Annotated in this window: 12 protein-coding genes; 7 read left to right on the forward strand and 5 right to left on the reverse strand. The window is 57.6% G+C overall.

The features are described from left to right. Positions 1 to 46: 46 nt before the first annotated feature. Together ACR0LY_RS06490 and ACR0LY_RS06495 are read right to left on the reverse strand one after the other, a co-directional pair. Positions 47 to 472, reverse strand: coding sequence for a GlcG/HbpS family heme-binding protein (locus ACR0LY_RS06490; protein WP_170348089.1), 426 nt, complete (start codon positions 470 to 472; stop codon positions 47 to 49). A gap of 25 nt (positions 473 to 497) precedes the next feature. Further along, entirely contained in the window at positions 498 to 2,630 is a 2,133-nt protein-coding gene (locus ACR0LY_RS06495; RefSeq protein WP_170348087.1) for a malate synthase G, read from the reverse strand. Between the two features lie 206 nt (positions 2,631 to 2,836). Between ACR0LY_RS06495 and pepN the strand changes: the two genes are divergently transcribed. The 5 genes from pepN (at position 2,837) to ACR0LY_RS06520 (ending at position 9,338) form a co-directional block, all read left to right on the forward strand. Further along, complete coding sequence (pepN, locus tag ACR0LY_RS06500; protein ID WP_170348085.1) at positions 2,837 to 5,389, forward strand: aminopeptidase N; 2,553 nt, start codon at positions 2,837 to 2,839, stop codon at positions 5,387 to 5,389. Beyond that, positions 5,386 to 5,814: a hypothetical protein gene (locus ACR0LY_RS06505; RefSeq protein WP_170348083.1), complete on the forward strand. Its 429-nt coding sequence runs from the start codon at positions 5,386 to 5,388 to the stop codon at positions 5,812 to 5,814. Before pepN ends, ACR0LY_RS06505 begins: the two co-directional genes overlap by 4 nt. 260 nt (positions 5,815 to 6,074) lie before the next feature. Further along, positions 6,075 to 7,205 carry a hypothetical protein gene (locus tag ACR0LY_RS06510; RefSeq protein ID WP_480640656.1) on the forward strand — a complete coding sequence of 377 codons (1,131 nt, stop codon included), beginning with the start codon at positions 6,075 to 6,077 and terminating at the stop codon, positions 7,203 to 7,205. A 70-nt stretch (positions 7,206 to 7,275) separates the two neighbouring features. Then, positions 7,276 to 8,787: an Asp-tRNA(Asn)/Glu-tRNA(Gln) amidotransferase subunit GatB gene (gatB, locus tag ACR0LY_RS06515; RefSeq protein ID WP_170348081.1), complete on the forward strand. Its 1,512-nt coding sequence runs from the start codon at positions 7,276 to 7,278 to the stop codon at positions 8,785 to 8,787. A gap of 140 nt (positions 8,788 to 8,927) precedes the next feature. Then, positions 8,928 to 9,338, forward strand: coding sequence for a DUF4177 domain-containing protein (locus ACR0LY_RS06520; protein ID WP_170348079.1), 411 nt, complete (start codon positions 8,928 to 8,930; stop codon positions 9,336 to 9,338). A gap of 17 nt (positions 9,339 to 9,355) precedes the next feature. Here ACR0LY_RS06520 and ACR0LY_RS06525 read toward each other — a convergent pair whose 3' ends face one another. Further along, on the reverse strand, positions 9,356 to 9,580 hold the full coding sequence (locus ACR0LY_RS06525) for a GDCCVxC domain-containing (seleno)protein (protein WP_254440166.1): 225 nt from the start codon (positions 9,578 to 9,580) through the stop codon (positions 9,356 to 9,358). Between the two features lie 32 nt (positions 9,581 to 9,612). Then, the gene (locus ACR0LY_RS06530; protein ID WP_170348076.1) at positions 9,613 to 9,867 is read right to left on the reverse strand and encodes a BolA family protein; all 255 of its coding nucleotides are present in this window, start codon (positions 9,865 to 9,867) and stop codon (positions 9,613 to 9,615) included. Between the two features lie 108 nt (positions 9,868 to 9,975). On the opposite strand from ACR0LY_RS06530, the gene ACR0LY_RS06535 reads away from it, so the two are divergent. Beyond that, positions 9,976 to 10,599 carry a J domain-containing protein gene (locus ACR0LY_RS06535; RefSeq protein WP_170348074.1) on the forward strand — a complete coding sequence of 208 codons (624 nt, stop codon included), beginning with the start codon at positions 9,976 to 9,978 and terminating at the stop codon, positions 10,597 to 10,599. Positions 10,600 to 10,605: 6 nt separating this feature from the next. Here the strand turns inward: ACR0LY_RS06535 and ACR0LY_RS06540 are convergent, their stop codons facing one another. Beyond that, entirely contained in the window at positions 10,606 to 11,442 is an 837-nt protein-coding gene (locus ACR0LY_RS06540) for a Hint domain-containing protein (RefSeq protein WP_480640659.1), read from the reverse strand. A gap of 442 nt (positions 11,443 to 11,884) precedes the next feature. On the opposite strand from ACR0LY_RS06540, the gene cobS reads away from it, so the two are divergent. Then, positions 11,885 to 12,871 (forward strand): cobaltochelatase subunit CobS, encoded by a 987-nt coding sequence (cobS, locus tag ACR0LY_RS06545; protein WP_170348070.1) that lies wholly within the window; start codon positions 11,885 to 11,887, stop codon positions 12,869 to 12,871. Positions 12,872 to 12,890 lie beyond the last annotated feature (19 nt).

Here is a 12,890-nt window from a genome sequence, read left to right on the forward strand (position 1 = left end):
TTTTTCCCTATTCTCTGGAAAAACCAGCACCACAGGCTGATCGAAATCAGGCTTCTCCGGTCAGGCCTGCCCCCTCGACCCCGGTCATACCCGCAACGACATCATTGTCCGATGTGTCGCCTGTCACACCAATGGCCCCGATCACCGCGCCCTTGCGATCACGCAGCAAAATTCCCCCCGGAACCGGCACAACCTGACCACCATAAACGCCGTTCACCGCATTCATGAAATAAGCCTGAGCTTCGGCACGTTGCATTTGCGCAGTGCCCGCCATGCCCAGCATGACCGACCCATAAGCCTTACCATGCGCGATAGCGAAACGGCCGGGCGCTGCGCCATCTTCACGTTCAAACGCGATGACGTGCCCACCCGCATCCAAGACCACGACCGAGAGCGGCTTCAGCTCCATCTCGCGGCCTTTTTCAAGAGTTTTGCGAATAATCGTGCGGGCTTTGCGCAGAGAAATGGTCATTTTGTGTCCTAACGTTTTTGCGAAGTTAAAGGCTGGCTTTCAGTTCAAGACGGCGCGCATGCAGAACCGGCTCGGTATACCCCGAGGGCTGAATACGTCCCTTGAATACCAGATCACACGCGGCCTGGAAGGCGATCCCGTCGAACCCCGGCGCCATCGGCGAGTATTCAGGATCATTTTCGTTCTGACGATCCACCACGGCAGCCATTTTTTGCATCGCAGCCATCAATTGTTCTTTACTGACGACACCATGATGCAGCCAGTTGGCTAGTGCCTGCGAGGAGATCCGGCAGGTTGCCCGATCCTCCATCAGACCCACATCGTTGATATCCGGCACTTTCGAGCAGCCCACGCCCTGATCAATCCAGCGCACGACATATCCCAAAATGCCCTGCGCGCTGTTTTCGATCTCACGCGTGATCTCATCTTCGCTGAGGTTGCGGCCATCCAGCAGCGGTATCGTCAGCAAATCCCGCAACGTGCCACGGGCGCCACCAGCGGCCAGTTCGTCCTGACGGGCCAGAACGTCGACCTTGTGGTAATGCGTGGCGTGCAGGGTCGCAGCGGTCGGTGACGGTACCCAGGCGCAGGTCGCGCCGGATTGCGGATGGCCGATCTTGACCTCAAGCATCTCACCCATACGGTCGGGCATCGCCCACATGCCTTTACCGATCTGGGCCTTGCTCTTCAGGCCGCAAGCCAGACCGATATCGACGTTACGGTCTTCGTAAGACGCAATCCAGGGCGTGTTCTTGATGTCGCCTTTGGGCAGCACCGGACCTGCTTCCATCGAGGTATGAATCTCGTCCCCCGTCCGGTCCAAAAAGCCGGTATTGATGAAAGCCACGCGCGATTTCGCAGCTCGGATACATTCCTTGAGGTTGGCCGAAGTGCGGCGTTCCTCATCCATGATGCCCAGTTTTACGGTATTGCGCGGCAGACCGAGAATGTCTTCGACCATGTCAAAAATCTCGACCGAGAATGCCACCTCTTCCGTTCCGTGCATCTTGGGTTTCACCACGTAAACCGACCCGTTGACCGAATTGCCGCCTTCGCGCTGCAGATCGTGCATTGCGATCACAGTGGTGCAGAGCGCATCCATTAGACCTTCACCGGTCTCATTGCCGTCGGCATCCAGTACGGCGGGGTTGGTCATCAGGTGACCCACGTTACGCACCAGCATCAGCGAGCGGCCTTTCAGCGTTGCCTGCTCTCCATCTGCGGTGGTGTAATCGACATCCTCTGCCAGCTTGCGGGTGAAGGTATTTCCGCCTTTGGAAACCTCTTGCGTCAAGTCACCTTTCATCAGGCCCAGCCAGTTGCCATAGGCCACAACCTTGTCTTCGGCATCAACACAAGCAACCGAGTCTTCGCAGTCCATGATCGTTGACAAGGCCGCTTCGACGACCACATCGGCGATGCCTGCCGGGTCGGATGCGCCGATCGTGCTGGACGGATCGATCACGATTTTGACGTGCAGACCGTTGTTCTTCAGCAGTACGAATTCGGGGTTTTCAGCGGCGCCGCCATATCCAACAAAACGCGAGGAGTCCGCCAGCGCGGGCACCAGTGCTCCGTTTTCCACACGCAGTCCCGAGACATCCGCCCACGAACCGCTGGCCAGCGGTGCAGCGTCATCCAGAAAACCTTTGGCCCAGGCGATCACCCGTGCGCCGCGTTCAGTGTCATATCCTTTGCCAGTGGGAAGATCACCCATCGCATCAGTGCCATACAGCCCATCATACAAACTGCCCCAACGGGCGTTCGCAGCGTTCAGGGCAAAACGGGCATTGGTAATCGGAACAACTAACTGCGGCCCGGGGATTGCTGCGATTTCGGGATCGACATTTGCCGTTTCAATCTGGAAATCGGGGCCTTCTTCTACCAGATACCCGATTTCTCGCAGGAATGCCTCGTATGCGGCGGCATCATGGGCCTGCCCCTTGCGTTCCAGATGCCAACCATCAAGACGGCTTTGAATTTCCGACCGCTTAGCAAGCAGTTCCCGATTTTTTGGGCCAAGCTCATCAACCAAGCGGGCGAATCCGGACCAGAACACCTCGGGCGTGACACCTGTTCCAGGCAATGCCTGATTTTCGATGAAATCCGCCAGCTCCCAGGCAATCTGCAGCCCTTTCCGGGTTTCTCTGCCGCTCATAAGTCAATTCTCCCGCATTGTGTACGTTGGCATGCAGGCGTCAATTAGTGCGAAAGTTTCCGATAGGCAACAGACCCCTCAAGTTTCCGGTGGAATTTGAAGACCAAATTGACCTGCCTGGCGGCTCGGAATACCCAGCATCGGCTTGCGGCTGACAAGTGATCCCCATAACGTCACGCCAGAACTCAACCGATACGAGGCCCCCGATGCGTGACGCTGCCCCCACCACGATCTATCTGAAAGATTACACGCCTTTTGGCTATCTTGTGGACAGCGTGCATCTGACCTTTGATCTGGCAGATCATGCCACACGCGTTACGTCTCGTATTGCGTTCCGCCCCAACCCCGAGGCAACGGATCGTACGTTTTTTCTGCATGGCGAAGACCTGACCCTGATCCGGGCGGTTGTTGACGGGGTCGAAGTCACCCCCAATGTCACCGACAAGGGCCTGACTGTTGAAGTCCCCAATGCGCCCTTCATCTGGGAGGCCGTCGTCGAGATCGACCCCGGTAACAACACCGCGCTTGAGGGCCTGTATATGTCGAACGGCATGTATTGCACCCAGTGCGAGGCTGAAGGTTTCCGCAAGATCACCTATTACCCCGACCGGCCCGACGTGATGTCCGAGTTCACCGTACGCATCAACGGTGACTTGCCGATCTTGCTGTCCAACGGTAACCCCTCGGGCAAGGGAGAAGGCTGGGCTGAATGGACCGACCCGTGGCCCAAACCCGCCTATCTGTTCGCATTGGTCGCAGGCGACCTGATCGCCCATCCCGGTCAGTTCACCACCATGTCGGGCCGTGACGTGGAACTGAACCTCTGGGTGCGCCCCGGAGACGAAGGCAAATGCGCCTTTGGGATGGAGGCACTGAAAAAGTCAATGAAATGGGACGAAGACGTCTATGGCCGCGAATACGATCTGGACGTGTTCAACATCGTGGCCGTCGATGACTTCAACATGGGCGCGATGGAAAACAAGGGGCTGAACATCTTCAACTCCTCCGCCGTTCTGGCCAGCCCCGAAACCTCGACCGATGCCAATTTCGAGCGGATCGAGGCAATCATTGCCCATGAGTATTTTCATAACTGGACCGGCAACCGCATTACCTGCCGCGATTGGTTCCAGCTGTGTCTGAAAGAGGGCCTGACGGTGTTTCGCGATGCGCAGTTTACGTCCGATATGCGCTCGGCCCCGGTGAAACGCATCCATGATGCGATCGACCTGCGCGCACGGCAGTTCCCCGAGGATAACGGTCCGTTGTCACACCCGGTTCGCCCTGAAAGTTTTCAGGAAATCAACAACTTCTATACCGCGACTGTTTATGAAAAAGGCGCCGAAGTCATCGCCATGCTCAAGCGGTTGGTGGGGGATGAAGCCTATGCGCAGGCGCTGAACCTCTATTTCGACCGTCATGACGGGCAGGCCTGCACCATCGAAGACTGGATCAAGGTGTTCGAGGATACGACCGGTCGCGATCTGACCCAGTTCAAGCGTTGGTACAGCCAATCCGGCACGCCGCGCATCTCAGTTGCCGAAGACTGGCAGGATGGCACCTATACTCTGACCCTGTCACAAAGCACCAAGCCAACGCCCGGCCAGCCCAAGAAACTGCCGCAGGTAATCCCCGTCGCCGTGGGCCTGCTGGGCCAGAACGGGGACGAAGTGCGCGCCACCGAAGTGTTGGAACTGACCGAAGCCGAGCAAAGCTTTACTTTCACTGGACTGGCAGCAAAACCTGTGGCCTCGATCCTGCGCGATTTCTCGGCCCCGGTCATTCTGGAACATGACCATACGGATGCCGAACGCGCATTTTTGCTGGCCCACGACACCGATCCGTTCAACCGTTGGCAGGCAGGGCGGTCGCTTGCGCAAGATACGCTGCTGCGCATGATCCGAGAAGATGCAGCGCCGGGAACGAACTATCTGGATGGTATGTTGGCCGTGCTGCGTGACGGCGATCTGGACCCAGCCTATCGCTCTTTGATGTTGGGTCTGCCAACGCAATCCGAACTGGCTGCGGCCTTGTTTGAAAGTGGTAATACTCCTGATCCGATGGCGATATGGACCGCCGTCGAAACCCTGCGCCAAGCGACCGCACAGCATGTGCAGGACCTGCTGCCAAGGCTGCACAGCGAAACACTGATCGACGCGCCGTTCAGCCCCGATGCTGATCAGGCCGGCAAGCGGGCGCTTGGTGGCGCAGTACTGTACTTGACTTCGCGGCTGGATGGCGGTGCCAAAGCGGTCGAGGAATACGCAGCAGCCGACAACATGACCCGCCAACTGACCGCCCTGTCTTGCCTGTTGCGGGCGGGCGCGGGCCAAACCGAACTGGCGGACTTTTACAGGCAGTGGCAGCATGACCGGCTGGTGGTCGATAAGTGGTTCGGCCTGCAGGTGACAACGGCCTCTCCTGAAACTACGCCGGATGTTACGCGCACATTGACCGAGCACCCTGATTTCAATTGGAAGAACCCCAACAGGTTCCGGGCAGTCATGGGGGCGTTGGCGATGAACCACGCCGGGTTCCATCGTGCGGACGGGGCAGGATATGCGTTGTTGGCAGACTGGCTGATCAGGCTGGACCCGGTTAACCCCCAGACCACCGCCAGGATGTGTTCTGCCTTCCAGACCTTGAAACGCTATGACACCGACCGTCAGGACCTGATGAAAGCTCAGCTGACGCGTATCGCCGACACACCGAACCTGTCGCGGGATACAACGGAAATGGTGTCTCGTATCCTCGGCGCATGACCCCGTTTACTTTCCAACGCCACAACAGGACCCCACGCGCCGTCGTGATCCTGATGTGCGTCTACGCGGTGCTTATCGCGTTGGTGATTCTGTTCGATGCGGCGTGGTGGCTGGTTGGTTTGCTGAGCTTGCCTACCCTGCCCGCCCTTTGGGACATTGCGCATGGCACAAGTGCCGGACTAACCCTGGATCACCGCGCAATACGATGGTTTTCAGGCAATCGCGAGGCCGAGGTTGCCTTGGCCGATATCGACCATGTCCGGCTCGACACGCGCTGGGACTTTTCCGTGCGCACGTCACTGGTTCTGGCCTCGGGCAAGCGGATTCGGCTGCCGGATGAAGCCACACCACCCCACAAGACCCTTGAAACTGTCCTGCAAGACGCCGGATTACGGGTTGAACGGCACCATTTCACCGTTTTCTGAAACAATCAGTCGGAAAAGGACCAATTCCCCCGGCCTGTCACGCAACACCCCCCAAAAAGCTTGAATTTGAGGCGATTTTCGGTCAAAGTTTCAAGCTAACTTACCAGTTTTTTACGGTTTCGAGTTTTACCATGTTTCGGTTTTTCAGGGCACGAGAGGCCCTTTCTTCTTTATCCAAGGGTCATTCCACACAAAACGTGCGGGCAACCGACTGCGCGGTGACGGCATCACTGCCGGATAAAGGGCAACTGAACATTCCAGTGGCCGATATCAGGGCCGAAGACCTGACAGCCCGTAACACCATTGAAGAAGGGCGCACACTGGCCAGACAGGACCGCTGGGCCAAGCTGTCCAAAATGATGCATGCCGCCGACAAGGACCGCGCAATCGCATCGGACGCAACACCGATTGCCGATCTGTTGGCCTTTGGCGCGCGTTCCGACGTTGTATTGGCAGTGGAACATGCCCTGTCGGATGGCAGCGCGCTGTGCGAATATGACTTGCTGGGCGGTATCTCAGAGCTTGAAGACGAAATGCGTGAGCATCCGGGTGATCCGATGATTACGCTGGTGGTCGCCTTAGCACACATTGACCTGGCCTGGGCATGGCGCGGAACCGCAACGGATGCCACGTTGCCGCCCCTTCACCGGTCGCGTTGCGCGGCCCATTTCGACCGGGCCGCAGACCTTTTGCCGACATGCCGCGCTGCGTTGCCAGACAGCCCCATTGTCGCAGCCGCAAGCTGTGCCCTGTTGGCAGGTCAACGGAAGACCAACCAGCGTGTAGCCGAAGAATACGAACGCCTGATCTCCCTGGATCCGCACAATCAGCGGCCTATGCGGGCGATGGGCACGCATCTGCTGCCGCGTTGGTTTGGCAGCTATGAAAAGCTTGAAGTTCAGGCACTGCGGAACGCCGCGCGGACTGGCGACATCTGGGGCGCTGGCGGCTATACTTGGGTCCAGTTTGACGCCATCGCATTGGACGAAGAGGCCTGCGCTCGTCTGGATGTCGAGTACTTCCTGGAAGGGTTGGATGACATTTTGCATCGCCGCCCCGATCAGCAGACCGTCAACATGCTGTCGGCCTATTGCGCCATCACGATACAGAACGGTCAGGGCCTGAACGAAAAGGCCGACCTTGTGCGCTCGCAAATTCACGAAGCTGCAAACAGGCTGATCCGCGACCACATGACTGAACTGCACCCGCTGATCTGGGCGCATGCCGCGAATGGGTTCAACAACTCGGTTCGCATCAATTCTGCCGAACGGTTTGCAGCCCGCGGCAAGCGCGATGCGTTGCGTGCCATCCGTGATCTGTTCCGCGAGGAACTGCGCAGCGGCACGGACGTGACCTTTACACCGTCTGGTCTGCGCCTGTCTCAACACTGATTCCCCCTTGCCCCTCGCCCCTGCCGGGCCTAATACGCAGGCTTAGACTTCTGCGGAAATGAGGCGCGCCATGCTCGACCTGACATATGAAATGCCCAAACCCAAAACCATTGCCGGGGCCAAGCACGATTGGGAACTGGTGATCGGGATGGAGGTGCATGCGCAGGTCTCGTCCAATGCCAAACTGTTCTCGGGAGCGTCGACCCAATTTGGGGCCGAACCGAACGCGAACGTGGCCTTTGTGGACGCGGCGATGCCGGGCATGCTGCCAGTGATCAACGAATACTGCGTCGAACAGGCCGTCCGCACCGGGCTGGGCCTGAAGGCGGATATCAACTTGAAATCGGCGTTTGACCGCAAGAACTATTTCTATCCTGACCTGCCGCAGGGATACCAGATTTCCCAACTTTATCACCCGATTGTGGGTGAAGGTGAAGTGCTGGTTGAAATGGGTGATGGAACCGCGCGCAACGTGCGGATCGAACGCATCCATATGGAGCAGGATGCGGGCAAATCGATCCACGACATGGACCCGCATATGTCCTTTGTCGATTTGAACCGGACCGGTGTCTGCCTGATGGAGATCGTCAGCCGCCCCGACATTCGCGGACCCGAAGAAGCGGCGGCCTATATCGTCAAGCTGCGTCAGATTCTGCGCTATCTGGGCACCTGTGATGGCAACATGCAAAACGGCAACCTGCGGGCTGATGTGAACGTCTCAATCTGTTTGCCGGGCGCATATGAGAAATACCAGGAAACGCAGGATTTCTCGCATCTGGGCACCCGCTGCGAAATCAAGAACATGAACTCGATGCGCTTTATCCAGCAAGCGATCGAGGTCGAAGCCCGCCGCCAGATTGCCATTGTCGAAGCTGGCGGCAAGGTCGATCAGGAAACCCGCTTGTACGACCCGGACAAGGGTGAGACCCGCTCGATGCGGTCCAAGGAAGAGGCGCATGACTATCGCTACTTCCCCGACCCCGACCTGCTACCGCTTGAGATCGAGCAGGCATGGGTGGACGACATCGCCGCCAAACTGCCAGAACTGCCCGACGACAAGAAAGCGCGCTTTATAAGCGAATTCGGCCTGACCGATTATGACGCGTCCGTGCTGACCGCCGAGGTGGAATCGGCCGCCTATTTCGAAGAAGTTGCCAAGGGCCGCAACGGTAAGCTGGCCGCAAACTGGGTCATCAACGAACTGTTCGGTCGTCTGAAGAAAGAAGACCACGACATAACGGAATCGCCCGTGTCTCCGACACAATTGGGTGGGATCATCGACCTTATCGCATCGGACGCGATCTCGGGCAAGATCGCCAAGGACTTGTTCGAGATCGTCTATACCGAAGGCGGCGATCCGGCGCAGATCGTCGAAGAGCGCGGCATGAAACAGGTGACCGACACCGGCGCGATTGAATCCGCACTGGATGAGATCATCGCAGCCAACCCGGCGCAGGTTGAAAAGGCCAAGGTGAACCCGAAACTGGCGGGCTGGTTCGTCGGCCAGGTGATGAAAGCCACGGGTGGCAAGGCCAACCCCAAGGCGGTGAACGAACTGGTCAGCAAGAAGCTGGGCTCGTAAAGCCTTCGAGATATCGAACAGTCGCGGCGGGGTTTGAACAAAACCCTGCCGTTTTTCTTTCCGCCACGTCCATGCGATGATGACTTTCCCAAAATCGCCAACATGTTAGATTGCCGGAACCCGGTAACCAGGAAAATCCGATGCAGCGCTACGAATACAAAGTTGTCCCAGCCCCGCAAAAAGGCACCAAGGCCAAGGGCGTCAAAACCGCCGAAGGACGGTTTGCAGCATCCGTGGAACAGCTGCTGAACGAGATGGGGCAAGACGGCTGGGAATATCAGCGGGCCGAATTGCTGCCCAGCGAGGAACGCACTGGCCTGACCGGTTCAGCCGTGAACTGGCGCAATGTGTTGGTCTTTCGGCGCGAGATCGAGGCGCCTTTTGTCTCGACCCGCAACCCAACCGAAACGCCGGACAGCGTGCCGCTGGCGCAACCCGTACCTGGACCCGAAACAGTTGTTGCCCCGGCTCCGATTGCCGAAGAGGTGAATGACCCGCCCCTGTCGCTGAAAGGGTCCGAGGCGAAATCCGAACCTCCGGAAAAGCCCTGATCGCGGCGAGCCTCAAGTCAAGCGCAGCACGTTTTTCCCTGTTGTATCGGAGGGCAAGGCACCGTTGCGTATGAGCAATAGACGCAGCAATCGCCCTCCAGAGGCTTCAGCACTTGGTGGCAGGATTTGCATTCATAGAACCACTGACACGCGTCCGTGGGCATGGTTTCCGTTTCGACGTGCCCACAGGATGGGCAGGTCAGGGTGGACTTGAGCGTAAAGGCCGTCTCCGTTCTGGACATCTGATCCCTCCCCTCAAAGCACTTTGGGCCAGCTACCCCCCAATATCCAGCGCCAGAGCATGGATGCGCGGCACGATATCGCCCAGCGCCTTGTGTACAGCGCGGTGGCTGGCGACGCGGGACTGGCCCTCGAACGCGCTGGCGCGGATGCGGACATTGAAATGGCTCTCGCCTCCGTCCTGATACCCGGCATGGCCGCGGTGGCTTTCGCTGTCGTCGATGACCTCCAGCTCACGCGGATTGAACGCGGCTTCAAGGCGCTGATAGATTTCGTCACTCACGCTCATTTTTTCGCTCAGCGGCAAAAAATTTACCGCTCCCCCTCTTCTACTTTCGGCTGCTTAGACTAAACTGCTGCCTCCGAGTCGAAAAGATGCCTTGTCGAGGATCAGAGCATGGTAAAATCAGACCCCTTCGGATTCGATATGTCCGTTTCCAGCGCAAAGAAAAAGAACCCGCGCGGGCGCCGGGGGATGTCGGGCGCATCTGAGACCTCGACGCGAATCTGCGATCACGAGGGTTGTGAGGAAGCCGGTAAGTTCCGTGCGCCCAAGGCGCCGGACGTGCTGGACGATTTCTACTGGTTCTGCCAGCAGCACGTCCGCGAATATAACAACAAGTGGAACTTCTTCGACGGCACCACCGAGGCCGAGTTGAACGCTCAGCGCTCAAAAGACAAAGTGTGGGAGCGTGAGACCAAGCCGATGGGCGACCCCGAAGCGCGTGCCTGGGCCCGTCTGGGCATCGAGGACCCGCATCAGGTTCTGGGCGAGAACGCTACTAAGAACCCCGGCCGAGCCAATTCCGGAGGCCGCCGCCTGCCCCCCACCGAACGTCGCGCGATTGAGATTCTTGAGGCGCAGGACAGCTGGTCCAAGGCCGAGGTGCGCAAGGCCTATAAAAAGCTGATCAAGGTGCTGCACCCGGACATGAATGGCGGCGACCGATCCCAAGAGGAACAGCTGCAAGAGGTCGTCTGGGCCTGGGATCAGATCAAGGACAGCCGGAATTTTAAGTAAGCTCTACTACGCTGAAAACGTACCCCGCAGCGCCTGCGCTTCGGGGTGTTTCAAGCAACGAAGTTTGGTTTTTGGCACCTGCGCGCTATCACTGAGTTCGGGAAATAGCGCGCGCAGTTCGTCAACATCTTCGCGGCTGAAAGAATTCAAAGACTGACCGCCGACATACAGGCTTTCACTTTGCAGGCCATGCGAGGACAGGATGGCATGCTGCTCGCAGGCAATGTGAAAGTAGGTGACGGGCTCATCCGTTCCTATCTGACGGATCGTATCATCGTTGACCAGATGAATCGCGGCCGAGAAGACCATCGGTTCCCCAAATAGCAACTCAGCCCGCCAGCCTTCAATCACAATCCGGTGTTGCGGGGATACGTACAGATCGCGGTTGGGCAGATCTTTGCCTAACGCGTTGCGCTGAATTCTCACTGGGCGAAACCTTGGCTGGAAGCGCAAAGTCTGAGCGCTGAGTGTTCGTTTCCCGATCCATACAATAGGAAGGGTTTGACCATCAGATACGCAAACCCTGTCGCCCACCGCCAAATCCTCGACCGGTCGCGGGCCTGCGGTTGTTTCGATTAAGGTACCGGCAACAAAACAAGGCGGGTTCGACGGATCGAGATCACTCTGAGTGATCTTCCAATTGCCGGTGCTCATTGGTCCGGTTGGGTCGTTTGTGTCCCAAGCGAAAATCTGTGTGCCGACCTGAATAAATTCGCCGGAGTCGCCGTTGCTCACCCTGGTGCCTTGCCCAAGGTAGGTATAAGGCTGAAACGTAAGGCCCCCGTCGAATGAGATCGTTTGACCATCAACAATCGCTGGCTGAGTCGTGTTTTGAACGACCAAGTCGCCCGGGCCAGTTGTGTTTACGGTGTGCAGTAGGACATCAAAAGCCATCGAATTCGCCCTTTGCGCCAGCAATGGTCAAAACGGGGGCGCCATCATGCGACGGGTGGATGGGCACTCTTTCGCGACTGCTAGTCTCGTTCAATTACGCCTCACAAATTCAGACAATCGGACTATTCCCTTAAGCTCAGTCTACAAGATTCTATTTTAACCCAAATTAAATATTTCGATATTTGTATTTGATTGAGAATATTCTTCCTTACAAGCACCCTCCTTGATCGCTTTAGCTATCTGTGCGCATTCATCCCGATAAGGCCAGTTTCGAAGAAACATCCTCTCAGCCTCCGCGCGGCGCCTCTTTCCCTTGCCCTTCCCGGCAATATGTTGCACCACACACGGGTTCAAACCCGGCAAAACGGGCCAAAGGATAAGGACAAGGCGAATGGCTGACGGATCGATTGATATCAACGCAAAACCCACCGAAGAAATCTCGGTTCGCGATGTTTTTGGCATTGATACCGACATGGCGGTCAAGGGCTTTGCAGATCGCAGCGACCGGGTTCCGGCAATCGACCCGACTTATAAGTTTGATCCTGAAACCACGCTGGCGATTCTGGCAGGCTTTTCGCATAACCGCCGTGTCATGATTCAGGGCTATCACGGCACTGGTAAATCGACCCATATCGAACAGGTTGCCGCCCGTCTGAACTGGCCCGCTGTACGTGTGAACCTGGACAGCCACATTAGCCGGATCGACCTGATCGGTAAGGATGCGATCAAACTGCGTGACGGCAAACAGGTCACTGAATTCCACGAGGGCATCTTGCCCTGGGCGCTGCGCAACCCGGTAGCCATCGTGTTCGACGAATACGATGCAGGCCGCGCCGACGTGATGTTCGTGATCCAGCGCGTACTGGAACATGACGGCAAGCTGACCCTGCTGGATCAGAACGAGATCATCACGCCGAACCCGAATTTCCGCCTGTTCGCCACTGCAAACACCGTGGGTCTGGGTGACACCACTGGCCTCTATCACGGGACGCAGCAGATCAACCAGGCGCAGATGGACCGCTGGTCGCTGGTCTCGACCCTGAACTACCTGAGCCACGACGCCGAGACGATGATCGTCCTGTCGAAAGCGCCGCATTACAATACCGAGAAAGGCCGCAAAACCGTCAGCCAGATGGTGACCGTTGCTGATCTGACCCGGACCGCCTTTATGAATGGCGACCTGTCCACCGTGATGAGCCCGCGAACCGTGATCAACTGGGCCCAGAACGCCGAAATATTCCGCGACGTGGGCTATGCCTTCCGCCTGTCCTTCCTGAACAAATGTGACGAACTGGAACGCCAGACCGTTGCCGAGTTCTATCAGCGTTGCTTTGACGAGGAACTGCCGGAAAGCGCTGCCAGCACAAGCCTGGGATAAGTAGGTGCAATTTGCCGCG

This window comes from Ruegeria sp. BC5 (assembly GCF_056539205.1).

Excerpts from the sequence above, each read along its gene's own strand:
- ACR0LY_RS06525 (WP_254440166.1), bottom strand. The coding sequence starts at position 9,580 with ATGTCCAGAACGGAGACGGCCTTTACGCTCAAGTCCACCCTGACCTGC.
- ACR0LY_RS06520 (WP_170348079.1), top strand. The coding sequence starts at position 8,928 with ATGCAGCGCTACGAATACAAAGTTGTCCCAGCCCCGCAAAAAGGCACC.
- pepN (WP_170348085.1), top strand. The coding sequence starts at position 2,837 with ATGCGTGACGCTGCCCCCACCACGATCTATCTGAAAGATTACACGCCT.
- ACR0LY_RS06505 (WP_170348083.1), top strand. The coding sequence starts at position 5,386 with ATGACCCCGTTTACTTTCCAACGCCACAACAGGACCCCACGCGCCGTC.
- ACR0LY_RS06535 (WP_170348074.1), top strand. The coding sequence starts at position 9,976 with ATGGTAAAATCAGACCCCTTCGGATTCGATATGTCCGTTTCCAGCGCA.
- ACR0LY_RS06495 (WP_170348087.1), bottom strand. The coding sequence starts at position 2,630 with ATGAGCGGCAGAGAAACCCGGAAAGGGCTGCAGATTGCCTGGGAGCTG.
- cobS (WP_170348070.1), top strand. The coding sequence starts at position 11,885 with ATGGCTGACGGATCGATTGATATCAACGCAAAACCCACCGAAGAAATC.
- gatB (WP_170348081.1), top strand. The coding sequence starts at position 7,276 with ATGCTCGACCTGACATATGAAATGCCCAAACCCAAAACCATTGCCGGG.
- ACR0LY_RS06490 (WP_170348089.1), bottom strand. The coding sequence starts at position 472 with ATGACCATTTCTCTGCGCAAAGCCCGCACGATTATTCGCAAAACTCTT.
- ACR0LY_RS06530 (WP_170348076.1), bottom strand. The coding sequence starts at position 9,867 with ATGAGCGTGAGTGACGAAATCTATCAGCGCCTTGAAGCCGCGTTCAAT.